Below are 24,459 nucleotides of genomic sequence, written 5' to 3' on the forward strand. Positions count from 1 at the left end.
CGCCGCGCAGAAACTCCGGCGACCCGCACCGGCTCGCGACCTGTACGTGTCGCAGCTGTTCCGGAAATCGTCCGCCTACGTCGAGTGGAACTGCGACGCCTGGTTCATCCTGAGCGCCAAGCACGGCCTCGTGCACCCCGACACGATCCTCGAACCGTACGACATGCGACTCGGCGATCGGAAGAACGGTCCGCCCATCTGGGACTGGGCGACGAACACCGCCGCGCAGATCGCTGACGCGGTCGAGGGCATCGACAGCCCGCACCTGATCGTCCTCGCGGGAGAGCAGTACCAGACAATCCTGCGCCGCACCGACCTTCCTGCGACCGTGCCTATGAAGGGCCTCGGCATCGGGCAGCAGCTCGGCTGGCTGACTCGCGAGCTGGCCGCGTGACGCACCGCCCTCGCGCAGAAGCCTGACCCGCGCATGATGCCGCTGAGAAGAAGACGAAGGGAATCATCATGGACGACACGGAACTGAGCCAAGTCCTGATACCGCAGATCAAGGTCGGCGACATCGTCGATGACTGGGGGCATGGGTTCTTCGAACGCGTCCTCGACGAGAAGGTCTGCATCGCAACCGGCATCCACGACGACATCCGGTGGGCGACGTTCTACGAATACGGACAGGTGTTCACCGTGGTGTCCGGAGCCGAGCTCGACGGTCTCGAGCAGGCGATCGCCGAAGACCGAGCCGCCAGCCCGGTAGCCTGACGGACACCGAAGACACCAGCCCATGGAGAACCCCATGCCCTCCCAGCCGCTCGTCTCCATCGACGTCGTCCCGTTCCGGTACAACCGGGCCGGCGGCGTGGTCGAGGTGGTCCTCGGCCGGCGGCAGTTCGAACCGGCTGCCGGAGCGCTCGCCCTCCCCGGCGTGCTCCTGCTCTCCGGGGAGCGCATCCATGAGGCGGCCGCGCGTGCGCTCAAGTCCAAGGTCGGTGTTCCAGGGACTCGAGTCGCAGCCACCGGTGAGGTCGGCGCGTTCGACACCCCAGGACGAGACCCGCGCGGGCCAACCCTCTCGGTGACGCGCTTCGCGATCGTCGACGAGCACTGGGTGCCTCACGGCAACGCAGAGGCAATCGCGATCGCCCATGTGAAGGGCCTCCCGTTCGACCACGACAACATCGCGCGTCTCGCCGCTCGTCGAGTACTCGAGAAGCTCTGGACCGACGAGGCGATCGCCAAGCCACTCCTCGGCGCCACGTTCGACACCGTCGACGCGGCGATAGTGAACGACCAGCTGGCCGCCGCTGCCATCCCGCCTGGCGCGCCGCTGTCCACGGCCAATCTCGCCCGGACGCTCGCCAAGACGGAGTGGGTCACCGACACCGGAGAACTGGGCGCATCCCGCGGCGGCCGCCGGCCGAAGGTGTGGCAGTTCCGCTGACCCGCGCATGACACGACCATGAAGAAGTCTGAGCCCCTCCCCGCGAGCACGCTCGCCGACATCCGCAAGAGCTCGGAGCGTCCCGTGCGGACGTTCGTCGACGACACCACCCCTGACGGCCACTTCGGTGCCTCCGCGAAGATCGTCGGCCTTGCGACCGTGTACATCCTGAAGGGTGAACTGGACGACCCGGCAGCTCAGATCGTCGAGCGGACGGAGTACCACATGGTCGGGGCGCCGCGCCGGTACATCGGTCGTGGGCTCAAGGGCGGGCAGCTCACACTGCAACGCGACTGATCCCCGCGCATGGGGGTGCCGTGGAGAACCGCACCCTCGCAGACGTCATCGCCGCTTCCAGCCTCCCTGTCACGACAGGGGTGGATTACACCACCCCTGACGGACATTTCGGGGCGACGGCGGTGATCGTCGGTGTCCTCACCGCTTTCACGCTCCGCGGCGAGATCGACGACCCGGCGGCCGTCATCGTGGAACGGATCGAGTTCCACCAGGGTCGTTCGCACCGGTACGTCGGCGGCGGCTTGAAGGGTGGGGTCCTCACGAAGTTGTGATGCGGTACGGGAGCCCGAATGTTCCGGACGCCATCGCCGCATGCCTCCAAGCAACCGAGGAATCGACCGGCTGGAGCGAGATGCCATGGACCCGAACCTCGCGGATCACCTCACCGTCGCGGAGTGACGCGACCACGCAGCTGCTGCTAACGAGCCGTTCTGGGCTCGAGGTGTCCATCCCGAACGTCATCGTCGCGGTTTCCATCTCGGTTGCCGTGTTGATCGCGGCGGTGGTCGGCACCGGGCCAGCGATCCGGTTCGCGCAGGATGCGGTCGCGATGGAGAGCGCCGCGGCGATACGAGACGCGGAGAACGGCTTCTTCGCGGTGTACGGCTTCTATCCCGAGGGGGACCAGCTTGTAGCGCTTCATCTCTTGCACCGAAACGAGAACCTGCCTGTGTTCCTCCGACCGATAAACGGAGGTGCCATGGGCTCATACTTCTGTGTCGGGGTTCGCGCCGGCTCAGGCACAACCTGGTACGGGGGGAGCATCTCCAACGAGATCCTCGATCATGTCCCTGCTGGGTTCGCTGCCGCTTGCCCAACGGCGGCTCAGGTGAAAGCCGGCCGGCACCTGCAGTAGACCGCAGCCCGCCGCATGTCCTCCACCCATGAGGACCTTCAATGCCTGAGATCGGCTCCGCGCTCTGGATCACCAGCCAAGCGTTCGCAGCAATCGGCTACCCGATCCGGCTGTTCGGGCATTGGCAGAAGTCCCGCACCCGCACGCTGGCGGCGTCCGCGCTCGGTGCGGCGTTCCAGATCCTCTCCCTCGCCTGCCTTGGGCTGTGGGCGATCGCCGCGGTCGGGCTGATCTCGGTGATCCGGAACATGGTCCATCTCGGCTCCGACCGGATGACCCGCGCGCAGCAGGTCGCGACCGGGCTGACGTTCGCAGCTGTCGCGGTCGGCGCGTACTACGCGACAGCCGGCGGCCCGACCGGGCTCGCATGGTGGTTCCCGGTGGCGTCCGTCACCATCACCGCGATCGGGCAGTCGTTCCCCGACCGGCTCGCCGTGAAACTGTCGGCGTTCGCCGGCACCGGATTCTGGGTGGCAACGTACGTCGCCGCCGGGTCGTGGGTCGCAGCGCTCGGCGACACGATCGGCTGCATCCTCGCTGTGGTCGCGATCACCCGGATCGTGAAGGACCGGCTTGATCGGCGGCGGAATGCTGGGTCCGGTTCGCGCTGATCAAGAGCAGACCGGAAGTTCTCAGCCAGACACGATTGCGGTCGCGGCACTCACGTACAGTCGGTCCCGGTATGCACTCTTCACGAGCGTTGTCTGCACACTGATCCGGTGGCCCCGGTCGGCTGAGACGAGCGTGTACGTCGCCGCAGTCTTCCCTGCGATCGGTGCTCCATCCCGAAGCCACTGGAATCGAACGGTGGACGGAATCGGTTGAACACCTGCTGGTCGCGCCGCCTGCAGTTTCGCTCCAACTATCGCTACCCCAGTGATGATGGGCAGGTTCTCGCCGGTGAACGTGGGCATCGGCTTGATAATCGGCGTCGGAACACTGACCCAGGTCTTCGGCTTGTACCCCGTCTTGCTGCCGGTAATCGCTGCCTGAAGCTTCTTCCCGAGATCCTGGTCTGTTGGCGTGTAGCTGGCACCGGTTGCACCGTCGATCGGGACGCCTTCTCGATACCACTGGTAGGTCATCTTCGTCGGGCGAGGGACCCAGTTGCCGGGGTGTGCGTAAATGCGCCAGCCGACCTGGAAGTCCCCTTTGATTCCGATGCTCGAATCGACGGTGCTCCCCGGAATAGTGTTGCTGTCGCTTCCCCCTGCGCTGCCACCGGTGCCACCAGTCGAACCAGACCCGGTTCCGGCGCCGGCGCCAGTTGCTGGCGTCCATGTGCCGTCTTGCCATTGACCACCGTCGGACCCACCGCTTTCCGTCTTGTCGCCGTTTCCGTACGCGGGCTTGTCGTTCTCTCCTTCCTCGAGAGACACCCATGGGAGGTCGTCACCTACGAAGTCCCAGAGGTCTCCGATGGGGACGGCAACGGCTACCAGCCAGCTGACCGGCTCGTACCCCTCGCGAGAGGCACCGACGCGGACGCTGATGTGCTTCCCAACGTCTTCGGCGGTCAACAGGTACGACTTCTTCGTTGCGTTCAGAATGGGCTGCCCTTCTCTGAACCACTGGTAAGACCACTTGGATGCCGCGGGCTTCAAGTCGGTGGGAAGCGCAACGTTGAGTGTGTAGCTGGCCTGTGCCTTGCCGGTCAGTCTCGGCCCAGACAGAACTGTGAACTGGGACATGCGGACGATGGAGGCATCGTCGGGCGCACTTTCCCATGTTCGGTCGAGGTAGCCAAGCTTCGATGCAGTGACAGCCACGGTGAGGTGCTTGCCTACGTCAGCGGAAGTGGGGGTGAAGCTGTCGCGGACAGCACCTTGGACCGGCTGGCCGTCGAGATACCACTGGTAGCTGTACGACGACGCGAGCGGCGACCATGAACCCGGTTTGACGGCTCGTACCTGCAGTGCCGACGCAGGAACGGTTGACAACGTGACCGGGTCGTCGCCAGTGAAGCGGTCCGCACCGAGAGTTGCTGGCGCTTCAGCGCTGGTGTACACGCGGTTGGCGACACCCGACTTCGTGGCCGTGATCGCAACTGTGATGACGTGGTCGACGTCGTCAGCGGTTTGCGTATAGGTGGTGCTCCTGGCGCCGGAAATCGGCTGTCCGTCGCGAAGCCACTGGTATGTCACCGCGGTCGGTGCGGGGGACCAGGTGGTCGGGCGAGTGGCGGTGAGGACCTTAGTTATGCGGCGTTCCCCAGCCACGGTCGGAATGTCTTCGCCGGCGAAGTGAAAGAGATCCACTGTGACGACGGCGGCTGCGGTTTGCCACGACCGTGAACGGTAGCCGGCGCGGGTTGCAGTCAGTCTCACATCGACGAAATGGTCGATGTCGGCGGCGGTCTGTTTATAGCTTGCGGTTGTCGCGCCGGAAATCGGCTGTCCGTCGCGAAGCCACTGATACTTCACCGTTGTGGCCGCCGGGCTCCAGTCGGAGCTTGGTGAGGCAATCAGTGCTTGGTCAATCTGCCTGATGCCCTTCACCGTCGGGAGGTCATCTCCGATAAACGTCGGGGCTTCGGCAGTGAGGATCGAGTCCGCGCTGGTCCAGCTGCGCGTGACGTAACCGTCCCGAGCCAGGGTGATGGTCACAGATGTGTTGGTGTTGACGTCGTCAAGTACCGGAGAGTACGTGCGGAAGGTTGCTCCGGCGATCGGCTGCCCGTCTCGGTTCCACTGGTATTTGGTTGTCGATGCGGCCGGAGCCCAGTCGGCTCCGTTGACGGCTGTGAGCACCTGCTCTGTGGCGCGTGTGCCGCTGATTGTGGGGGCAGTGGCACCCGTGAAAGCGGAGAGGTCGGAAACCGGGCCGACGCCTTCACTTGTGGCGGTGTAGGGACGGGCATTCGGGTGGGACGCAACGACCGTCACAGTGAGCGTTCGTCCTATATCCGCGGAAGGGATTGTGTAGGTGGCCCCAGTTCCGCCCACGATCGGCACCCCGTCTCGGTTCCACTGATACGCATACGCGGTAGGTGCAGGGCTCAAACCTGCCGCCATGCTTGCAGTGAGGGTCTGCCCAGCACGTGATTCGCCCGCGATGCTGGGCTTGACCGACCCGACGATGGGCGGGAAGTCTTCGATCAACGCGTCTGCGCTCGTGCCAGTTCTGTCCGAATAGCCGCTTCGTTGTTGCGTGATCTTGACACTAAGCAAGTGGCCCCGGTCGACCGGTGTGGTGATGAACTTCCTGGTTGTCGCACCAGCTATCGGCTGTCCGTCGCGAAGCCACTGGTACAGCGACACCGTCGCGCTTGGGGTCCAATCAGGAGGATTGGCGAGGAGTTCTTGGTTCACCGACAGGATGCCGGTGATTGTGGGGAGGGCTTCGCCGAGGAAGATCGGCTTCTCGGAGGGCTGCACCGCCGCTGACTCCGACGAACGGGTCTCGTAGCCCGCCTTGGACGCGGTGGTCACCACGCTGATCGCGTGGCCAGCGTCTGCGGTCGCGATCTTGTATGTCTTCGCAGCCGCACCGGCGATGGTTTGGCCATCTCTGCGCCATTGGTATGTGAAGGTCGCGGATGGCGTCCATGCTGGAGCGTTCGCGGTGAGATATTGACCAACCCAAGGGTTTCCCGTTGCGACGGCTGACGCTTCGCCGATGAAGGTCAGTTGGGCCGCTTCGGTTCGCACGTTTGTCATCGGCATCGCCTGGGCTGGCGTGATAGCTGAGCCAAGGATTGCGGCGCACACTGTGACCGCCATGGCGCCACTGATCGCGCGATTGAGGACCCTCCGGCCCGTCGGCTTCCCATGAGAGGTGCTCATGCTCGGCAGGCATGCGGCGAAACCCACTGGCACGGCGTGAAGCCCCGTCTTCAGGTGGTTTTCCGCGCATGAAGTCTTCGAAGAGATCCCACCGATGGAAGGCTTGACCCTGTGACTGATCCCCGCACCGCTGACCTGATCGCTCTCCGCGACGCTGCTTCGAAGGCGTACTACGAGGGGGAGTCCGTGATGGACGATGCCGAGTTCGACCGTCTCACCGCTGAGCTCGCCGAAGCCGGTGTGGAGGAGACCGTCGGCCACGGGTACTTCGTGCCCGAGGGGAAGGTTCGTCACGCACGCCGCCTCCTGTCCCTCGAGAAGGTGCAGCTGGACGCCGGCACCGAGGAGGACGCGTTCAACGCCCTCTCCAAGTGGGTGAGTGAGACCGACGCGCACGGCTACCTCGTGGAGCTGAAGTACGACGGGAACGCCCTCGCCCTCACGTACGAGAGCGGGCAGCTGGTGTCCGCTGTCACCCGCGGTGACGGCACGTTCGGCGAGTCGGTCGACTACGCAGTCGGTCTCATGGCCGACGCCGGTGTCCTGCCCCGCAAGATCGACGGTGTCCCGCCGGTGGTGATCCTGAAGGGTGAGGTGATGCTCACCAAGCCGGCGTTCGAGAAGTTGAACGCCGAGCTCGACGGGAAGTACTCGAACCCCCGGAACGCGGCAGCCGGCATCGTCCGCCGCCAGAACGGCGACCAGGCGAAGCACCTCACCCTCATCGTCCACGACGCCGACATGATCGCCGAGGACCGCCTCTCCCACATGGGGTTCAAGGTGTCGTCGAACTTCTTCCAGGCGAAGGTGACCGGCACCCTCGCCCGCAGCATCAACCTCGTCACCCGCGACCTGCTCGCGGAGGTCGCGAAGATCGACCAGCTCCGCACCGACCTCGACTTCGAAACCGACGGTGTCGTCATCAAGGTCGAGAACCGCGCCGAGCGTCGCGCGCTCGGAGAGACGAAGCACGCCCCGAAGTGGGCGATCGCCGTCAAGCATGCCTCCGAGATCCACACCGTCGTCGTCACCGGCGTCGAGTGGCAGCTGGGCCGCACCGGGAAGCTCACCCCAGTGATCAACTACACTGCCCCGAACGTGCCGGGCTGGACGAACACCCGTGCCACCGGCCACAACGCCGAGATGGTGGAGACCTTGGACCCCCGCGTCGGCGACACCCTGAAGATGAAGCGTTCCGGCGAGGTCATCCCGTACATCCTCGGCCGCGACGACACCGCACCCCGCGGCACAGACCCGGTGGTCCTCCCGAACGAGTTCACCGCCCCTGACGGCATCACCTACCCGGTGATCCGCGACGGTGTGAACATCGTCGTGGACGGATACCGCAACCCGGTCCAGTCGATCGTCTACGGCCTCGGCATGCTCGGCGTGAAGGGTGTCGCCGAGTCCGTCGTGACGAAGCTCGTCGACTCCGGCCTCGTCACCACCCTCTCCGACATGCTCGACGTCACCGTTCAGGATGTCGCCCAATTCCCCGGCGAAGGCACCGGTTCCGGGAAGGCGGTCGTCGCTGCGATCGCCGACGCAGTCCGAGGCGCCACCGCCGTCGAGTGGTTCGCCACCCTCGGCCTGCCCCGGATGGCGCTCACCTCCGGCGGTGTCCTCGTCGACCAGTTCGGCACCCTCGAAGGGATCGCCGCCGCGACCGAGGAAGAGCTCGCCGGGCTGTCGAAGTTCGGCCCGATCAAGACAGCGGCATTCCTCGCGAACCAGCACAAGGTCGCAGAGCTCGCCGCAGCCCTTCAGGCACGCGGGGTCACCCCGCGCGTCCCGCAGCAGTCGTCCACGGTGACCGAAATCACCGGGAAGAACGTCGTCCTCACCGGCTCGTTCCCGACCCTGTCCCGCACCGCAGCGACCGCAGCGGCAAAGCAGGTCGGCGCGAACGTCCAGTCGTCCGTGTCGAAGACCACCGACATCCTCATCGCAGGCGACGGTGCCGGGTCGAAGATGGCCAAGGCCGCGTCCCTCGGCGTGCAGGTGATGACCGCGGCGGAGTTCGAGGACATGCTGCAGGCAGCCGGAGCCTAGCCGCGAGGTGGCTGCGGCTCACCCATTGAGCCGCAGCCACCCTCACGTCAATCCACCGGCGCGCAGTATGCGTAGACCGACACCACCTGGTTGAAGGCGGTCCGGTTCGCTGCGGTGATCCGCCAGCTGTGGTAGCCGTCAACGGGGTTGCCGACAGGCAACGACCCGACGATCACGTCGGCGCCGTAGTAGCCGCCTGACATCACGTACCAACCCGGAGAGCAGTCAGCGATGATCGACTTGACTTCACCGGGCAGGAGGGTCCCCTCAGCGTAGAAGGGCACCGCGTGGGCGAGCCCATCCCAGACTGGCCCTGGCGCCCCGGGAACGCCCGGTTCGCCTTGCAGCCCCTGAGCTCCTTGCGGCCCCTCAGGTCCGGGTTCTCCCGGCTCGCCTTTCAGGTCGACAAGCGTCTCGCCCGTCTTGCAGTCTCCTCCTTCGGCGAGGCGGAGCGTCCCGTTCTTCGCAGCGCAGACCAGCACCGCATCGTCGTCCGCGCTCGCTTGGGCGACCCCGAACCCTGTGAGCGCGCTCGCGATCAGCGCCGCGCCCATGACCCCTGTCAGCATTCTGCGGTCCATGGCCGCACCCCCTTGTTGCGGCGGCGGTCGCCGCTTCTACGCCGGAGGGTAGTCTCCGCACGGGACGGCCGCCATCAGGGACCGGTCAGACGTGCCCTATGCCGAAGTTCCACGGTGCGAGTATCGACGACGTCGCTTCCGGGTTCAACTGCTGGCCGAAACTGTTGACACTGACCGCGTTCGCGTTCAGGTAAGTCCATTCGGTGTTCGTGTCGAAGTCGCCCGCGCGCGGTCCAATCTCCGGTCCTGTCTCCGCAGGGAACTCGTTGGGGCCGTCCGCATTCCACCGCTCGTCGAGCTCGTCGGCGAACGAGCGGAGGCTGTCGCCGGGGCGGAACCCGTTGATCGTGGACACGGTCACGCCGTCACCGATGATCGGATGGGTGAACTGCACGGCGACGTTCATGTCAGCTTGGTAGTCGCCCTGCTCGTGATCGTCGACGACCTGCATCCCGGGCCATGTGTACGCGGTGGACGGTGACCACTCGTGCCCGCCGGGGCGTTCCTCCACCTTCGGGTCACCGCCGAGCACCGCGGAAAGCGCGTCGACGAACGAAACGGCATCCAGGTCGTACGAGAGGGTCGTGAGTGGCGCCCCGTCGCCGTCGACAAGATCAAGATGCTCCGGCCGGACGACGATGCCGGCGACCTCCTCAAGGTCGACGTCGGTCGCCGGCGGCTGCGGTGCCGCGATCGGGATCGGGTCCGGAATGGCCGACGGGGTCGGACGTGCAGTCCTCACCGGCGCCGGCTCAGGCGTGCCGACCTGCTCCACGCCCGGGGGAGTGCAGCCGGTCAACGTCACAGCGACCGAGGCGATGGCTGCGATGACCGCAACTCGAGCTGCAGGGTGGCGGGGGACACCGGGCATCAGATTCCATCCTCGAAACGTGCGGAGCGTCGGCCGCTCCCTGCGATTGGGACATGCGGCACGCGCGCGCATCACATCCCGAGCATGGACCGTATTCGACCGCTGACCGGGGAGAACGGTGACCGACATCCAAGCCCGCGACGACTCATCAAGGAAGCAGCCCAGAAGGTCGAGAAGATCGCTGGCCGGGTGAAGCGTGGCGGGTGTTCGCCCGGATCGCGAAGGAGCTCCGCACCGCCAGCTGACCCCGGACACGGCCGGAGCCGTGCAGGTCCAAGACCCACACGGCTCCGAGTGTTCGTCGGGCTAGACGCACGTGGCGTACGGGTTGCCCACGAACGGCGTGATCGCGCCGACGCTCCACGACGCCGCGTACGTCGACGAGGTGAGCGAGTGGAAGCCCGCCCCGTAGAAGGTGGCGCCGTCGTGGCCCTGCCCGACGGTGGAGTTCCAGATGTGCTGGGACGACGCACCCGTGCCGGACGCGATCGTGCTGTTCGTTCGCACGACCGACGCGCCACCCGGGCACGACTTGTTCCCGTTGTAGCTGTACGCCATCGCCGGGGATGCCGCCCCGAGGACGAGTGCTGCTGCGACCGCGACGGCGCCGATGGCCGTCGAGAGCTTCTTCTTCATTGGTTCCTTCGTTGGAATGGTGATGTCGCTCAGGCGGACGCCAGAGCAGGTGTTGCAACTACCGGTGCCGCATTGCCGGCAACGGCTCCCGTCTCATGCGCGGAGCACCTAGACGCAGGTCGCGTTGGGCGTGCCGCTGAACGAGGCGACAGTGGAGACGGACCACGAGGTACAGGTCAGCCCGGTTGGTGTTGAGCGGGCGCCGTCCCCGTAGTGGGTGCGGATGCTGGCGCCCCATTGGTGGCTGTGCGCGCCGCCCCTGCGACGAGAGCCGCGGTGATCGATGCAGCTCCGATGGTCGTCGCGAGCCTCTTCTTCATCTGGCTCCTTCTCGGAGTGAAGTGGCGAGAACCGCCACGAACGCTTCAAACTGGGGTCGTGCCCGGGCTCTGGTCGATAGAGCCCGGGCACGTTGGCGCGGTCAGGCCTAGACGCAGGTGGCGTACGAGGACGGGCTGAGCGTTCCGTTCGTGTCGACGGCCCAAGACGTGGACGTCTTCGGGGTGGTCGTCGCGTGGAACCCGGTCGTGTAGTAGTACGTGTACCCTCCGGTCCACGAGTGCTGCGTCGCGGTGCCGCCGACGGTGGTGCTGTTGATGCGGACGAGCTGAGCGCCGCCGGGACAGGACTTCGACCCGGTGTTGGTGGCCGCCATTGCGGGGGCGGCACCGCCGGCGATCAGTGCGGCGGCGAGACCGACGACGGCTGCGGAGAGGGCGAGCTTGCGCTTCATGTTGTTCCTTTCGAGGTGGCTCACGGTGAGCCACCTCGGAAGTTACAGAGGAGCGAAGGGCAGTTGGAAAAAGAATTCGGGACGCGAATCTCGTCGCTCGATGGCAGTTTCCCCGCGCATGACCGGATTTGGATACATTCGGTCCGCCCCGCAGAGATGCGGCGAACAATGACGTGCAACACCCGGAGAACGCCTCATGATGAGGCAGAAAAGGCGAAATGAAGAAGACCACTCCCGTCGCGGTCCTGGCCGCTGCCATCGCACTGAGCCTCGCCGGCTGCGCCCCTGCAACGAACGTCGCTGAGACAGCGGCCGCACCCAGCGCAGCACCCGTCATCAACTTCACCCCGACCGAGGAGGACACCCGGGCGGACATCATGGCCGGCTGCCTGACCGAGCTCGGATGGGAAGGGCTTGTCGTGAACTGGGACGGCGGGATCGACACCGGCCACATCCCGGAGGAGCAGCAAGACCAGTTCCAGGCGGACAGTGCCACCTGCATCGAGGCGTTCCCTGTGGTGCCGTTGACGGACGCGGAGATCCGCGAGATGTACGCGGCCGAGGTTGCGAACAGCGACTGCCTGGTCGGCCTCGGCTACGCCATGCCGCAGACGCCGACCGAGCAGACGTACGTGGACACGTACGGAACCGAGAACCAGTGGTTCGCGATGGTCGGTGCCAGTCCGCAGACGATGAAGGAGGAGACGTACAAGGACGTCTTCACCACCTGCCCGCCGCCTGCGTGGCAAGAGTGAGCCGCCCTGCGGAAGGCGCTCAGCAGACGCCCCCAGAAAGCCGCGGAGGCATCTGGGCGCGACGCGCAGCCGCGGGCGCATGCCTCATCGCCGTCGGCGCTGGGGTTGGCTGGGCTGGCACGGTGGTGTTCGCACCGCCGCGCGACGTGCTCACCGAGACCCCGTTCACGTTCGTCGAACTGGTCGACGGTGAGGTCGGGTCGTCGATGAGCTTGAACACCGTAGGTGAGTGGGCATCCGTCCCCGCAGGCACGAACCAGGCGGCGGGGACGGTCACGGCGATCCGTGTGGACCCGGGCACGGAGGTGGACGCCGGCACGGTCCTGTACGAGGTGAATCTTCGCCCTGTCGTCGCGGCCGCGGGAGCGACTCCGTCGTTCCGCGCGCTCGCTCGAGGCGCCAAGGGCGCCGACGTGCAGCAACTGCAGTCGTTCCTCGCCCAGCTGGGGTTCTACGACGGGAAGCAGGACGGCGAGTTCGGCGCGGCGACGCACACGGCGGTCCGCAAATGGCAGGACTCACTCGGCGTCGAGGATGACGGTGTCGTCCAGGCAGGCGACCTCCTGTTCATCCCCACCCTGCCGGGGCGGGTCGCGCTCGACACCGAGACGGTGTACCGAGGAGCGTCCCTGACCGGCGGGGAGGAGGTCCTGTCCGGGCTGTCACCTGAGCCGACGTTCACCATCCCGGCGACCACCGAGCAGGCGATGTCGATCATCGCCGGCACTGAGGTTCGGATCACCGCCGGGACCGGCGTGTGGGTTGCGCAGGTGTCAGGGCAGAAGCCTTCGACGGAGAACACAGACCAGGTAGACATCACGTTGACCGGCGTGGACGGCGGGTCGATCTGCGGGGCGGACTGCGGCACGGTCCCACCGACCGGTGAGAGCATCTGGCCGTCCGAGATCGTCACCCAGGCTGTCGTCACCGGTGTGCTGAGCCCGTCCGCTGCGCTCCTCTCCGACCCTGACGGACATGTGACGGTCGTCGACAACAAGGGCCGCAGCCACGACGTCACCGTCATCGCGTCCGCTCGTGGGATGTCGATCATCGAAGGCGCCGAGCCAGGCCTCAAGGTGCGGGTGCCGGCGGCCGCGGACGCGAAGCAGTGACGGCGCCGCGGCTGGAAGCCGCCGACCTTGGGTTCCGGTACGACCGGAACACCCCGCTCCTCGAGGGGTGGTCGGCGTCGTTCCGGGCAGGTGAAGTGGTTGCCGTCACCGGGCCGTCCGGGCGCGGGAAGTCGACACTCCTCTACCTGCTCGGGCTGATGCTGAAACCGCGAGCCGGGGAGGTGCGGATCGACGGCACACCGGTGCATGGCCTGCACGACCGGGAGCGGGCGTACCTTCGCGCGGCAGAGTTCGGTTTCGTGTTCCAGGACGCCGCGCTCGACCAGTCCCGCACCGTCCTCGACAACGTCCTCGAGACTGTCCTCTACCGTGGCGGGGATCGCCGCACGGAGACACCTCGGGCTCACGCGTTGCTCGACATGTTCGGCGTCTCCCTGCGCGCAGGCGCGAAGCCTGGACAGGTGTCCGGCGGTCAGGCGCAGCGGATCGCGATGTGCCGGGCGCTTCTCGGAGACCCGAAGATCCTGCTGGCTGACGAACCGACAGGGAACCTCGACCCGACCTCTTCCGATGTGGTCGTGACCGCGTTGCACACCCAGGCGGCCAGAGGCGCCGCCGTCATCGTCGTCACCCACGACCCTGCCCTGGTCGAACGGTGCGACCGGAGGATCGTCCTATGACCGCCACCGCCACACGCCCGGATGCGGCGACCGTTCACGAAGCCCGGCCGCAAGCCACGCCACCCCGGCGCCGGCGGATCCGAGCGATCCCGGTCATCAGGGAAGCGATCCTCGCTGCGATCGCCGCGCCGGTCGCTTCCACCCTCACGATCGTCATGATCGCCGGGATGTGCGCCGCCGTGCTCCTCACCTCCGGACGGACCGTCGGTGCGGAACAGGCGGTGATCGGGTCGATCGACTCAGCGGGCACCAGGTCGATCATCGTCCGAGCCGAACCCGGCGCCGGGCTTGACGCGTCCGTCCTCGACCGGGTCGCGAATCTCGACGGGATCGAATGGTCCGCCGCTTTCGGACCTGCAAGCGATGTGCGAAACGCTGCCTTCCCCGGCGGCAGCCGAGTGCCGCTCCGCCTGGCGTACGGCGCCGACTGGTCGATCTTCGGGCTTCCTGCCACCCTGCCGGCCGACACGTCGGTCGCGTTCGGGTCGGCTGCCGCGCTCGAGCAGCTCGGTATGCCGGAACCGGTCGGCGGGGTCGAGACCATCGACGGTGTGGGGTATGCGGTCGCTGGATCGTTGACCGTGCCGGAGCACTTGGCGTTCCTCGAGCCGGTGCTGATCGCACCACAGCCCGCGGGAACAGACCGGCCAGTGTCGACGCTGGTTGTGATCGCCGAACGCCCAGATCTCGTCGCGCCGGTCGCCGCGGCGATCGGTGGGATCCTCGCCGTCACCGACCCGTCGAAGGTGTCGGTGCAGACCAGCGAGGACCTCGCGAGCCTCCGCGCGATCATCGAAGGTCAGCTCGGGTCGTTCGGTCAGACCCTCACCATCGGAATCCTGGCGCTCACCGGGCTGCTGGCCGCCGCGATCCTCTACGGCATCGTGATGATGCGTCGGAAGGACTACGGCCGCCGCCGTGCGCTCGGCGCGAGTCAGCGGCTGATCGTGTCGATGCTCCTGATTCAGACGGCGGTGCTCGCTGCCGTCGGTGCCGTGGCCGGCAGCACTGTCGGCGCAGCCATACTCCTCGCCGGCGGCGACCCGATGCCGGGTCTCGCGTATGTCGGAGGAGTGTCCATCCTCGCCGTCGTCGTGGCGATCATCGCCAGCCTCGTCCCAGCTGTCGTCGCCTCCCGCCGCGAACCGATCTCCGAGCTCCGCGTCCCGTAGGTTCGCGCACGAAGAAGGGCCCCACCGAGGTGGGGCCCTTCTTTCGGATCGATCAGGTGGCTAGACGTGTCCGATTCCGAAGTTCCAGGGCGCGAAGATCGCGTCGTTCTCGCTGTAGTAGTCCCAGGTGTTGATAGCGACGGAGTACGCGTTCTCGTACCCGTCGAGCGACCCTTCACCGAGGATCGGGCCGGTCTCGGCGCGTACCTGGTCGTACCCGTTCCCGTACCAGGGCTCGCCGAGCTCGGCGGCGAGGGATTGGCCGTCATCTCCGGGCTGGAACCCGGTGATCGTCTGAACAGTGACGCCGTCTCCCACGACCGGATCGTTGAAGAGGATGTTCACGTTCATGTCCAACGAGATGCCTTCGGCTTCGTGTTCGTCGAACACCCGGACGCCGTTGCCCCACCAGTATTCGGTGGTGGGCCACGACTCCATGCCGCCTTCTGAGGTCGTCTCCCCGTCCGGTGCAGCGCCCAGCACCGCGGAGAGCGTGCCGATGAACTCGGCCGCCTCCGCGTCGTAGGAGAGGGTGGAGACGAGTAGGCCGCCGGCGTCGCGGAACTCGAGGTATTCCGGTCGGACGACGATCCCCGTGACGTTGGTCAGCGGGTCGACCGGTTCCGGCTCTGCCGTGGGAGTCGGAGCGGGTGTGTCGACCACCGGCTCCGGAGTGGGGGTCGGTTCCGGTGTCGGCGCCGTGCAACCGGCCAGGGTCACGGCGGCCGCGGCGGCGATCGCGAAGAGGGCTGCAGTACGTCGTCGAGTTGCGGCGTCCACGGGTGCTCCATTCGAAGGAGGGGCGGAGAAGGCTCTCCGCTTGGATCATGACATGCGGCGTATTCCGTTCTCGGAATCGATACGTCGCTCGCCGAAACCATGCGCGGCAACAGCCCCGCACATGAGCGTTCCATGAAGAAGAAGACCCCCGCGGGGACCGCCCTCAAGAAGTACGGGCTGCCGCTCGGCACCCACATCCTCGGGGTGCATCTCGGCACCGAACTCGACGGCGACGCACTGACGATCGCCTCCGACGGAAGCTACGACGCGAACACCGGGCACGCCGCATTCGCGTGGATCAGCGACGACGGACGCTACCGCACCGGAGAGGTCCAGCACGGAGACTCCCTCCTCGCTGAGCTCACCGCACTCACCGAAGCGGTGGAGTTCATCGCGTCGGCTGACATTCCTCGGGCCGTTATCCTCATCGACTGCCGTGCAGCAATCGCCGCTGTGGCGCAGGTTGCCTCTGGTGCGCAGGCATCTCGCAAGCACCGCCCAGTCCGCCTCGCAAGCCGTATCGTCGCCGCCGCCGAAGGCCGAGACGTTGAGATCCGCTGGGTGCGCGGACACGACGGCCACACGCTCAACAGCCTCGCCGACAAGCTCGCCAACGTGGAGATGTGCGCCCGCCGTCATGCCGTCAGCGCGGACGGGTTCCGCCAGGTGAAGCCGCTGCTGCAGCGGTTCCGCGACATGGTCGCGGGCAGCCTGTCGACGGATCCGGGGTATGAGCTCGCCGCGTGATCCGCGAACATGGGTCGGGCCGCGCATGACTCCCATGAAGAGACCGGCGAGCCTCCGGCTGATGAAAGGACCACCATGACTGCCACCGACGTGTGGATGATCTGGGCGACCGAAACCGAGCGGAACGACGTCCTGTGGCTGGTCGGCGCCTGGGATGACGCGACGACCGCCGAGAACAACCTCGGCTGGGCCGACGCGGTGAAGCAGGCGAAGAGCGACCACGGCGCCGACAACATCCAGATCATCAAGACCACGATCGACCTCGACGCAGTCCACGCGGCATTCAACGCCGACGCAGCCCACGAACCGGCCGGCATCCGCGAGCCCGAGCTCGACGTCCGCATGATCTGGGCCCGCGAAGACAACGTCTACTGGATCGAAGACGCCTGGGACAACCAGGCTGCCGAGGAAGCGCTGGAGGACTGGGAGAAGGCGGTGTCGACGGTGGTTGAGCGCTACGGCGCGGACAACACCCGCGTCGTGAAGGTGGAGGTCGACTACGCCGCCGTCGCCGCCACGTTCGTCCCGCCGACGATCACATCGGGCCCGGTCCGCACCGCGGCGGTGACCGCATGACCTCGTTCCGCGCTGTCGCCGAGCTCGCAGAGAACGACTTCGATCGTGTCGACGAGATCGTCGACGCCGTCAGCAAGGTCCTCACCGAACCATCCACAGTCGTCGTGAACGAAGGTGTGCAGATCGTAGTCACCATCGCGGGCGACGACGCGGTCAACGTGCCGCAGATCGTCGGCACGCTGCAGGGGTGGCTTGACGCTCCGAGCGAGGTCACCTCCATCGGCGTCGTCGACGACAACGACTGACGCCACCAACTACCCAGGAGCGCGAATGCCCATCATCGAAGGCACCACCACCAAGCTGAACGAGAGGTCCCGCACCTACACGTTCCCGCAGGGCACGTTCGGATCGAGAGGGTCGTGGAACTCACCGTCCGGCCGAGCGGCAGCCACCGCCTCAAGAGCGCAGACGGAAGGCTCCACGTCATCCCGTCGACGTGGATCGCGATCACCATCGAGGACGAGTCCGGCAACTGGACCGTCTGACCGCAGCGATGGATCCGGCCGCTGCCGTCTGGCACACCGGCGAGTGGTCATCGTGGCCGTCTTCGCTCCACAAGAATGGATCCTGAAATGAGCACCGATATCGCCCCGGCCTCCGCCACCCATCGGAGGAAGACGTTCCGCAGCCGCCTGCTTCCCACCCGCCTCGAGCGGAAGATGTTCCGACTCGCGGACAGGCTGTTCGACGACATCGACTTCGTCCGTGAGAACGCTGGTCTCTCCGAGAACGACCCTGAGTTCCGGCGGGTGGTCACTGCTCGATTCGGCGCCGACACGCTCGCCCGGTACGACGCCTGGCTGGACGACCTCGCTGCCCAGCAAGTTTTCTAGTCCGCGCCCCGCGCATGATCTGCGCGTGAAGAACCCCACAGCACTCCTCGCCGCGGCGCTGCTTGCCGCCACCCTTTCCGGATGCGCCGGCGCAGCCGCCGCGGACCCTGCGACCACCGCCACCGCGAACCCGGTCACCCCGACACCCGCTGCGACAGCATCCGAGCCGCCCGCCACCGTCCCTGCACCGACGAGCACCGCGCTCACACTCCTGGAGACGCTGCCCGTGAGGGGTCGTGCCCCGAAGACCGGGTACTCCCGCGACCAGTTCGGTGACGGGTGGAAGGACCCGGACCGGAACGGCTGCGACACCCGCAACGACATCCTCGCCAGGGACATGCCGGACGAGGTCAAGGACGGCCCGTGCAAGGTGGTGTCCGGGACGGTGTTCGACCCGTACACCGGGAAGACCATCGCGTTCATCCGCGGGAACGACACGTCGATGGCGGTGCAGATCGACCACAGGGTGCCCCTTTCGAACGCATGGCAGACCGGCGCGCAGCAGCTGTCGTTCGATCAGCGAGTGCAACTGGCGAACGACCCGTTGAACCTGATCGCCGTTGACGGACCCACGAACGGGCAGAAGTCCGACGGGGACGCTGCCACATGGATGCCGCCGCAGCGCGGGTACTGGTGCGAGTACGTCACCGCGCAGGTGCAGGTGAAAGCGAAGTACGGGCTCTGGGTCACCCAGCCGGAGAAGGACGCGATCGTCAGGGCTCTCGGCACCTGCACGGGCGGCGAAGGCGTCGACGTCGGTGTGACGATCGAGACCCAACCGCCCGTCGAGGTGGTGCCTGCCCCCGCACCGGCCCCTGCTCCCGGCGCTGAGGCCAGCTACGCGAACTGCGACGCCGTCCGCGCCGCCGGCGCAGCACCAATCCACGCAGGCGACCCCGGCTACACGACGAAGCTCGACCGGGACGGCGACGGCACCGCCTGCGAATGATGGGCACCGCACCCCATGGCGTGTGCCCTTCCGCCCTCGTAGCCTTTCCTCACTGGAGAGAACGGGAGGCGACGATGCGACGAAGGATCGCCGCTGCTGTAGTCGGGGTGTTCGCCGTTTCGATCTCGCTGACCGCGTGTGCGGGCTTCGCTCCTGCCAGCTACGACGCCGGTCCTGCCGCTGATTGCATGCTCGAGGACGACCGCACCGACTGGCAGAGCCAGGTGGGGGAGGTCCGTCCGTACACCGACGCCTATCTCCGCCAGCACGGCATCGAGCCGGGAGTAGACCAGCCTGCGCAGTTCTCGGGGGGCGCGTCCACTGGCGGCGACATCCTCCGGGGGATGGGCTGCGACCCGGACGACCCCTACTTCCGCTCCACAGTCACACAGGCATTCGCGGAAAGCTTCGAGAAGCTAGAGACACTCGCTTCGACAGCCCCGGAGACGCCGCAGGCGGCAGCGAGCACCTGCCCGTTCACTTCGGATACGACGGTGCCATCGTCCGAGAAGTCCGTTGCGGTCAGGCCCTACGTCGAAGCATGGGTGGCAGGCAACGGCATCGACCTTCTGGCGGACTGGAACCAGCTTGGCACCTCGGCTTGGTACGACACTTACGGGCGGACTGGCCCGGTCCCGCTGCAGATCGTCCGAGCCATCGGGTGTCCAGAAGAACCGATGTCGACCTACATCGTCTCCAACGCGATCGGCGCTGTGCTGACGGATGCCCTCATCGCGGCAGACGTCCCAGGTAGTGGAGATCCGGCCGACGGCGTCGACATCCCCGACGTCGACGCCCCTGACGTGAACCCGTTCTACTGCAACTGGTCGTTCCGCGGCGGGGTCAACTGCGGCATCCACGGCTGACCGCCAGGCTCTGGCTCGCCGCATGCCTTCGAGGCATGAACGCTCTCCGTAAGGCCTGGAACATCGCCGCGCCAGCCGTCGCACCCAGCCTGGTCATCGTTGCGGTGCTCGCCGTAATCCTCGGCTCGGCCGCGGTCGCTGCATCGGGTCGCTGACCCTCGAGCGGTCGCGGCTTGGCGGCCGCACACAGACTCTTGCATGACCACGACGTTCAACGAATCCACTGTGCTCCGCGCCGGCGCCGGACCGAACCCGGGATGGTTCGCCGGCCACACGCCGTCACCCGCTGAGACCGTGCTGGAGCTCTCCCTCGCCGATGAGGACACCGCGAACCTCGACCGGGTCGCGGAGATCGCCGCACGGTTCGACGCGGCGACCGCGACGGAGCGGGATGACCTGTACCGGCTGATCAACGCGATCAACACGAACGGCCGGATGCGGGTTCGCGACCAGGCGCTTACCGGGATCCGCAGGCTTGCGGCGGTCAGCAGGAACCACGCCGCTGCGGACGCCGCACGCGCCCTTCACGAGGACCGCCAGCTCGCCGCGGCCGCCGGTGCGGTCGGCGCTGCTGAACTGCAGAAGCGGACGTTCGCTCTCCTTGCGGCCAGCGACGCAGCCGAAGCCCTCGCCGCCCGACCGCACATCGGAAGGGCTCCCGGCTTCAACCAGGCGGCGTACGACCATCTGACCTATCCGTGGCGTGCTGTCTTCGGGCCGATCCACCCGGCCGACGATGCACGACCGTTCACGTGGGGTGCCTACCCGGCCGTCTGACCCGGGCGGCCCGCGCATGTAAGCGCTGAAGACAGAAACGGAGCCTCCCGATGACCATCACCGCACCCGTCACCCACATCCGCACGAACCGTGCCCCTCTCACCCGCTCACAGCTGCTCTCGATGGTCGTCGACCGTTTCGAAGCGACCGGCGAACCCGTCGAGTTCCACAGCTCCAGCGCCGGTGACGAGCGCCGCATCATCGGCTCGCTGTTCGCCGACGGCCTCGTCGACTTCGCCGGTGTCGGCAATGGGGTCATCCCCACGGCAGCTGGCCGCGAGCTGGCCCACGCACAGGCTGCCTGATCCATGTCGGACAAGCACAACTACCGCACGAAGCCCGGCAGCACGCAGCTGAACGGCTCCGACCCGAAACCGCAACCGGCCGCGGAGATCGTCCTCCCGACCGTCGGTGCCGGCACGTATGCTGACGCCGTGACCACCATCGAGATGCCGTACCCGACTGTCCCGATCGTCGACGGAGAGGCTGCATCGTTCGTCGTCGGCTCAGCGGAGAGCGTCGACTGCATCTGCGGGAACGACATCGTTGGTCACGGGTTCACCGCCGCTGCCCGCGACGGACGTGTCGCCAACCTCACCGGAAGCGGCACCGGCCTTGCAGAAGCCGATCAGGACGGCGGCCTCGCCGTCTGCAACCGCTGCGGGCGCGTGTACGACGACCGCGACCTCGCCACCGAGACCGGCGAATCCCCAGTGCTCGCACGCGTCGACGTCAACTCTGTCGCTTGGGCGGATGACCGCGCCATCTACGAGAACCAGTTCGGGACCACCACGCACTGGCCGCGGGAGACGACACCGGATGTCGCCGCGTGGATCGCCTCGCCGATCGGATCGGACGCGGTGCCCGCGGATCGGGCGACCTTGCTCGAGCAGGTCCGCGAACACCAGGTGCTCCGCTCGTCACTGTCCGTGAACTACGACGAGGCGTTCGGGTTCGACGCGTTCAGCGCCGAGCTCGATGCGGATCAGGATGCCACGGTCGACCGGATCGAGCGGATCGCCGCCCAGCACCCACGGTTCGTGGAGCTCGGCGCGCTCAGCCTTGCCGACGACTCGGACGACCTCGACCAGGTGAACGAGCTCGCGTACGCGATCCTCCACGACAGCATCGCACGGGTGCAGCGACACCGCTGACCCTCGAAGGTGGGCGGGCGGCCGCGTGCCACCGGGTCTACCTTTCGATCATGAACTGGCCGGACTTCTGGACGGCACTGCTCGCATCCCTGCTGGGAGCGCTTGTTGGTGGCGGCACGGCCTGGCTGCTCGCCAGGTCACAGCGCGCCGACGACCGACGCGCACGGTTCGATGAGGCGCTGGCTGACCTCATCCGCGCCGTACGTGAGGAAGCACCGGCGCTCGCCCGCGCTCAGAAAGCGGTCGAAGAGTTCGAGACCGGTTTGAACTACCGTCTCGACGAAGGCGAACGGCTCACGCAGACAATCGCCTTCGCCGACCGGGTCTGGGCTGCGGACCGGATCGGTGAGCGGAGCAACACCTTGGCGGCAGTGGCGGTCCTCCTTGCACCGAAACGTGACCTCCCGTCTGCGCAGTACGCGAAGCAGCGCGTGGAGACCGAGTTCTTCATGCGGCAGCGTCCGATGGGAACGGCGGACCTGACGATCCTCGAAGGGGCGCTGGCGAGATGGCGGCGAGGGGATTCACCCACGCTCGAGGCAGCATTCTGGGCTGAGCGTGCAGCTGACACCGAGCGGATGAACCGGGCATTCGCGCGCTGGAAGGCGACTCCGGACGAACCGGCTCAGGCCTGACCCGTGGCAACTGGCTCGCGTCGAACCCGGCTGACTGCGTCCGGCGCGGCGCTGAACTTCCCGGACCGCCCGTCCTCGGTGACGTAGTGGACGCGGATGCCGCGGCCGACTCGGGTGAGCTTCGTGATCTCGAACACCGACCCGGCGGCGGACACGATGGCGTCCCCGACCGTGAGGTCGCGCGTTTCGGTCAGCACCAAGCCTTCCATGCCGGAACCTTCTCATGACCCTCCGACATCCGCCCCGCCCGCGCATGTACCCGGTGAACCCCTGCACCAAGGAGCCGCATGCGCCCGGACCGTCGAGCCGCAACCACGATCACCGCGCTCGTCGCCGCGACCACCCTCGCGTTCGGACCGGCAGCCGCCGCGTCCGCCGAGGAGATCACCGCACCCGACGCACCACAATCCCCGGCGCCAGAGGGAACAGCCGCCCCGTTCGCCTGGGACGACCAGGTCACCGCTCCGGCCATGCAGGCTGGCGTCCCGGTTGACTGGACGATCCCCGCGACCGGCGCCGACGGGTTCACCGCCGACCTGCTCCCAGCCGGGCTCACCATCGACGGAGGCCGCCTCACCGGCACACCCACCGAGCCCGGCTCGTTCACCGTGACGTTCACCGCCCTGGCTACCGGCCAGCCTGATTCGTCTCGCGTGTTCGTGCTGGTGGTGGCTGCGGCGCCGCCGGTGTGGGAGGGCGCGGACGCGGTGACAGTGTCGGCGTTCGACCCGGTGGACGTGTGGTTCTCCGCTGCGGGCGCTGATTCGTATTCGGCTGAGACGCTGCCGGGTTCGTTGGTGTTCGGTTCGGATGGGCACTTGACGGGGTCCGCCCCGGATGCCGTGACGCAGGTGGACCTGGTGTTGACGGCGGCGGGTGCGGGCGGTTCGGTGACCAGGTCGTTCGTTGTGCTGTTCGATTGGGCGGCGCGGGTGTCGGCGCCGACGGTGGTCGCTGGGGTGCCGGCGGCAGGGCAGCAGCTGGTGTTGGCGGCGGATGGGTTGGTTCCCGGCGGTGAGGTTCTGCTGCAGGTCACCGACCAAGATGGGGTGGTGGCGCTCGAGCACCGGGCGTGGGCGGATGAAAGCGGGCGGTTGAACACCGCGCTCCCGCTCCCGAGCTCTGCCGCTGGCGCGTACCAGGCGACCTTCACCGCCCCGGCCCTCGCCGGCGGGACCGCCGGGTGGACGGTCCACTACTCCGTCGACACCGCAGGCACCGTCGTTGAGGTCTCCACCGCCGGTCCGGTCGACGACCCGCTGCCCGCACCGTCATGGGCGGCGGACGCCGGCATCGCACCGGTCAGGGCGGGGGAGCAGTTCACCGCCACGATCGCAGCGGCGGACGCGACGACTCACCATGTCGACAGTGTCCTGCCGGACGGGGTGGAGTTCGACCCGGCCGCCGCCACGCTCACCGGGAAGATCCCGTCACCTGGCAGCTACGACCTCACCGTCACCGCCGCCAACCGCCGCGGCGCCACCTCGCACACGTTCACCGTCACCGTGAACCCCGCCGGGCTCCTCACCATCACCCCGCTGTTCCAGATCGGCGACCCGGCCGACGGTGCACTCGTCGAACTCACCGGACAACGCCTCGACCCTGGCACCTCGTTCACCGTCACCGTCGACGGCGAATCGGTGCTCGAGCAGACCGTCGGGCCGGACGGCGCAACGACCGGCACAGCCGCCATCCCCGCAACCGCAGGCGCACACCGGATCGAGGCCGGCGGCGAAGCCGTCGGCCGGACCATCACCGAGCAGCTCTGGGTGACCGTCGACGAGAACGGCCGTATTGCCAGCATCACGGCGGACGAGCCGGATGCCGGGCCGCCGACGGTGCCGGGTCAGCCGGCGCCGGTTCCTGTGCCGCTGCCGGAGATCCTCGAGGAGTGGGACGACTGGGAGACGGGTGCGGCAGAGGTTGAACCGGTGGTCGCGCCGGTCGCGGCGCCAGCTGCGGTGTCCCCGGCGCCCGGGTTCAACATCGACGGTGGCTGGCTGTTCGGCGCCGGGGTGGTGTTCGCAGGGGTCGCGGCGATGTTCCGCAGGCGCGGCGCCTCGGATTAGTCCTTGTCGTTTTCGAGGACGTTGCTGATGTACGTGTCGACGTCCATGCCGTACATCTCAGCTCGCTGACGGTCGCGCCAGTCGAGCTCGGAGTGGCCTTCGTACCATTCGTGCTGCATCTGGCGCCGGGACTTCCACTCGGTCTCGCCGCCGGTCTCGGCCGTGGCCCTTTTAGGGAGTCGATCCTGG

General features: G+C 67.2%; 33 protein-coding genes. 24 read left to right on the forward strand and 9 right to left on the reverse strand.

All coding sequences use genetic code 11. The features are described from left to right. The 7 genes from GH736_RS04120 to GH736_RS04150 form a co-directional block, all read left to right on the forward strand. Nucleotides 1-394, forward strand: a 394-nt coding sequence (locus GH736_RS04120; RefSeq protein WP_159600527.1) for a DUF6884 domain-containing protein, incomplete at its 5' end; no start/stop codon positions are given. Nucleotides 395-462: 68 nt separating this feature from the next. After that, on the forward strand, nucleotides 463-714 hold the full coding sequence (locus tag GH736_RS04125; RefSeq protein WP_159600529.1) for a hypothetical protein: 252 nt from the start codon (nucleotides 463-465) through the stop codon (nucleotides 712-714). Between the two features lie 34 nt (nucleotides 715-748). Beyond that, nucleotides 749-1,393: an NUDIX domain-containing protein gene (locus tag GH736_RS04130; protein WP_159600531.1), complete on the forward strand. Its 645-nt coding sequence runs from the start codon at nucleotides 749-751 to the stop codon at nucleotides 1,391-1,393. An 18-nt stretch (nucleotides 1,394-1,411) separates the two neighbouring features. Continuing rightward, nucleotides 1,412-1,690: a hypothetical protein gene (locus GH736_RS04135; RefSeq protein WP_159600533.1), complete on the forward strand. Its 279-nt coding sequence runs from the start codon at nucleotides 1,412-1,414 to the stop codon at nucleotides 1,688-1,690. A 20-nt stretch (nucleotides 1,691-1,710) separates the two neighbouring features. Further along, complete coding sequence (locus tag GH736_RS04140) at nucleotides 1,711-1,962, forward strand: hypothetical protein (RefSeq protein ID WP_159600535.1); 252 nt, start codon at nucleotides 1,711-1,713, stop codon at nucleotides 1,960-1,962. Nucleotides 1,963-2,132: 170 nt separating this feature from the next. After that, a complete protein-coding gene (locus tag GH736_RS04145) occupies nucleotides 2,133-2,546 on the forward strand; it encodes a hypothetical protein (RefSeq protein ID WP_159600537.1) in 414 nt (137 codons plus the stop codon). A 41-nt stretch (nucleotides 2,547-2,587) separates the two neighbouring features. Then, complete coding sequence (locus GH736_RS04150) at nucleotides 2,588-3,157, forward strand: YgjV family protein (protein ID WP_159600539.1); 570 nt, start codon at nucleotides 2,588-2,590, stop codon at nucleotides 3,155-3,157. A gap of 21 nt (nucleotides 3,158-3,178) precedes the next feature. Here GH736_RS04150 and GH736_RS04155 read toward each other — a convergent pair whose 3' ends face one another. Beyond that, nucleotides 3,179-6,268 carry a hypothetical protein gene (locus tag GH736_RS04155; protein ID WP_159600541.1) on the reverse strand — a complete coding sequence of 1,030 codons (3,090 nt, stop codon included), beginning with the start codon at nucleotides 6,266-6,268 and terminating at the stop codon, nucleotides 3,179-3,181. Nucleotides 6,269-6,442: 174 nt separating this feature from the next. Here GH736_RS04155 and GH736_RS04160 point away from each other — a divergent pair, with 174 nt between their 5' ends. After that, nucleotides 6,443-8,383 (forward strand): BRCT domain-containing protein, encoded by a 1,941-nt coding sequence (locus GH736_RS04160; protein WP_159600543.1) that lies wholly within the window; start codon nucleotides 6,443-6,445, stop codon nucleotides 8,381-8,383. 47 nt (nucleotides 8,384-8,430) lie between these two features. On the opposite strand, the gene GH736_RS24440 is transcribed toward GH736_RS04160, so the two are convergent. The 4 genes from GH736_RS24440 to GH736_RS04180 form a co-directional block, all read right to left on the reverse strand. Then, entirely contained in the window at nucleotides 8,431-8,964 is a 534-nt protein-coding gene (locus GH736_RS24440; protein ID WP_203230646.1) for a hypothetical protein, read from the reverse strand. Between the two features lie 85 nt (nucleotides 8,965-9,049). Further along, nucleotides 9,050-10,090, reverse strand: coding sequence for a hypothetical protein (locus GH736_RS04170; RefSeq protein WP_159600545.1), 1,041 nt, complete (start codon nucleotides 10,088-10,090; stop codon nucleotides 9,050-9,052). Nucleotides 10,091-10,141: 51 nt separating this feature from the next. After that, entirely contained in the window at nucleotides 10,142-10,471 is a 330-nt protein-coding gene (locus tag GH736_RS04175) for a hypothetical protein (protein WP_159600547.1), read from the reverse strand. Between the two features lie 427 nt (nucleotides 10,472-10,898). Continuing rightward, a complete protein-coding gene (locus tag GH736_RS04180) occupies nucleotides 10,899-11,228 on the reverse strand; it encodes a hypothetical protein (RefSeq protein WP_159600549.1) in 330 nt (109 codons plus the stop codon). Nucleotides 11,229-11,422: 194 nt separating this feature from the next. Between GH736_RS04180 and GH736_RS04185 the strand changes: the two genes are divergently transcribed. The 3 genes from GH736_RS04185 to GH736_RS04195 all read left to right on the forward strand — a co-directional run bounded on the left by GH736_RS04185 (nucleotide 11,423) and on the right by GH736_RS04195 (nucleotide 13,712). Beyond that, nucleotides 11,423-11,959 (forward strand): hypothetical protein, encoded by a 537-nt coding sequence (locus tag GH736_RS04185; RefSeq protein WP_159600551.1) that lies wholly within the window; start codon nucleotides 11,423-11,425, stop codon nucleotides 11,957-11,959. Nucleotides 11,960-12,081: 122 nt separating this feature from the next. Continuing rightward, nucleotides 12,082-13,071, forward strand: coding sequence for a peptidoglycan-binding domain-containing protein (locus tag GH736_RS04190; RefSeq protein ID WP_159600553.1), 990 nt, complete (start codon nucleotides 12,082-12,084; stop codon nucleotides 13,069-13,071). Then, complete coding sequence (locus GH736_RS04195; RefSeq protein WP_159600555.1) at nucleotides 13,068-13,712, forward strand: ABC transporter ATP-binding protein; 645 nt, start codon at nucleotides 13,068-13,070, stop codon at nucleotides 13,710-13,712. Before GH736_RS04190 ends, GH736_RS04195 begins: the two co-directional genes overlap by 4 nt. Nucleotides 13,713-13,746: 34 nt before the next feature. On the opposite strand, the gene GH736_RS24330 is transcribed toward GH736_RS04195, so the two are convergent. Further along, nucleotides 13,747-13,974, reverse strand: coding sequence for a hypothetical protein (locus GH736_RS24330; RefSeq protein WP_162529541.1), 228 nt, complete (start codon nucleotides 13,972-13,974; stop codon nucleotides 13,747-13,749). A gap of 103 nt (nucleotides 13,975-14,077) precedes the next feature. Here GH736_RS24330 and GH736_RS04200 point away from each other — a divergent pair, with 103 nt between their 5' ends. Continuing rightward, nucleotides 14,078-14,884, forward strand: a complete 807-nt coding sequence (locus GH736_RS04200) for an ABC transporter permease (protein WP_235933830.1) — start codon at nucleotides 14,078-14,080, stop codon at nucleotides 14,882-14,884. A gap of 60 nt (nucleotides 14,885-14,944) precedes the next feature. On the opposite strand, the gene GH736_RS25500 is transcribed toward GH736_RS04200, so the two are convergent. Further along, nucleotides 14,945-15,664, reverse strand: coding sequence for a hypothetical protein (locus GH736_RS25500; RefSeq protein ID WP_159600557.1), 720 nt, complete (start codon nucleotides 15,662-15,664; stop codon nucleotides 14,945-14,947). 132 nt (nucleotides 15,665-15,796) lie between these two features. Here GH736_RS25500 and GH736_RS04210 point away from each other — a divergent pair, with 132 nt between their 5' ends. The 11 genes from GH736_RS04210 to GH736_RS04250 all read left to right on the forward strand — a co-directional run bounded on the left by GH736_RS04210 (nucleotide 15,797) and on the right by GH736_RS04250 (nucleotide 22,201). Beyond that, nucleotides 15,797-16,411: a ribonuclease HI gene (locus GH736_RS04210; RefSeq protein ID WP_159600559.1), complete on the forward strand. Its 615-nt coding sequence runs from the start codon at nucleotides 15,797-15,799 to the stop codon at nucleotides 16,409-16,411. A 75-nt stretch (nucleotides 16,412-16,486) separates the two neighbouring features. Continuing rightward, entirely contained in the window at nucleotides 16,487-16,987 is a 501-nt protein-coding gene (locus tag GH736_RS04215) for a hypothetical protein (protein WP_159600561.1), read from the forward strand. After that, nucleotides 16,984-17,232, forward strand: coding sequence for a hypothetical protein (locus GH736_RS04220; protein WP_159600563.1), 249 nt, complete (start codon nucleotides 16,984-16,986; stop codon nucleotides 17,230-17,232). Before GH736_RS04215 ends, GH736_RS04220 begins: the two co-directional genes overlap by 4 nt. Before the next feature lie 114 nt (nucleotides 17,233-17,346). Further along, nucleotides 17,347-17,472: a hypothetical protein gene (locus tag GH736_RS25505; RefSeq protein ID WP_268891233.1), complete on the forward strand. Its 126-nt coding sequence runs from the start codon at nucleotides 17,347-17,349 to the stop codon at nucleotides 17,470-17,472. An 87-nt stretch (nucleotides 17,473-17,559) separates the two neighbouring features. Beyond that, the gene (locus tag GH736_RS24335) at nucleotides 17,560-17,820 is read left to right on the forward strand and encodes a hypothetical protein (RefSeq protein ID WP_162529542.1); all 261 of its coding nucleotides are present in this window, start codon (nucleotides 17,560-17,562) and stop codon (nucleotides 17,818-17,820) included. 25 nt (nucleotides 17,821-17,845) lie between these two features. Further along, entirely contained in the window at nucleotides 17,846-18,769 is a 924-nt protein-coding gene (locus GH736_RS04225) for an excalibur calcium-binding domain-containing protein (protein WP_235933831.1), read from the forward strand. Between the two features lie 188 nt (nucleotides 18,770-18,957). Next, complete coding sequence (locus GH736_RS04230; protein ID WP_159600565.1) at nucleotides 18,958-19,635, forward strand: hypothetical protein; 678 nt, start codon at nucleotides 18,958-18,960, stop codon at nucleotides 19,633-19,635. Nucleotides 19,636-19,833: 198 nt separating this feature from the next. Then, entirely contained in the window at nucleotides 19,834-20,412 is a 579-nt protein-coding gene (locus GH736_RS04235) for a hypothetical protein (RefSeq protein ID WP_159600567.1), read from the forward strand. A 50-nt stretch (nucleotides 20,413-20,462) separates the two neighbouring features. Then, nucleotides 20,463-20,717: a hypothetical protein gene (locus GH736_RS04240; RefSeq protein ID WP_159600569.1), complete on the forward strand. Its 255-nt coding sequence runs from the start codon at nucleotides 20,463-20,465 to the stop codon at nucleotides 20,715-20,717. A 3-nt stretch (nucleotides 20,718-20,720) separates the two neighbouring features. Next, the gene (locus tag GH736_RS04245) at nucleotides 20,721-21,566 is read left to right on the forward strand and encodes a hypothetical protein (protein ID WP_159600571.1); all 846 of its coding nucleotides are present in this window, start codon (nucleotides 20,721-20,723) and stop codon (nucleotides 21,564-21,566) included. Nucleotides 21,567-21,616: 50 nt separating this feature from the next. Then, nucleotides 21,617-22,201 (forward strand): hypothetical protein, encoded by a 585-nt coding sequence (locus GH736_RS04250; RefSeq protein ID WP_159600573.1) that lies wholly within the window; start codon nucleotides 21,617-21,619, stop codon nucleotides 22,199-22,201. Here the strand turns inward: GH736_RS04250 and GH736_RS04255 are convergent. Then, nucleotides 22,192-22,398, reverse strand: a complete 207-nt coding sequence (locus GH736_RS04255) for a hypothetical protein (protein WP_159600575.1) — start codon at nucleotides 22,396-22,398, stop codon at nucleotides 22,192-22,194. The genes GH736_RS04250 and GH736_RS04255 overlap by 10 nt on opposite strands. A 90-nt stretch (nucleotides 22,399-22,488) precedes the next feature. On the opposite strand from GH736_RS04255, the gene GH736_RS04260 reads away from it, so the two are divergent. Then, nucleotides 22,489-24,270, forward strand: coding sequence for a putative Ig domain-containing protein (locus tag GH736_RS04260; protein ID WP_159600577.1), 1,782 nt, complete (start codon nucleotides 22,489-22,491; stop codon nucleotides 24,268-24,270). Here GH736_RS04260 and GH736_RS04265 read toward each other — a convergent pair. Further along, nucleotides 24,267-24,459 (reverse strand): hypothetical protein (locus tag GH736_RS04265; protein WP_159600579.1); only part of this gene is annotated, 193 nt, incomplete at its 5' end. The two genes, GH736_RS04260 and GH736_RS04265, sit on opposite strands and share 4 nt — an antisense overlap.

Source organism: Agromyces humi (assembly GCF_009720255.1).
In the GTDB taxonomy this organism is placed as follows: domain Bacteria; phylum Actinomycetota; class Actinomycetes; order Actinomycetales; family Microbacteriaceae; genus Agromyces; species Agromyces humi.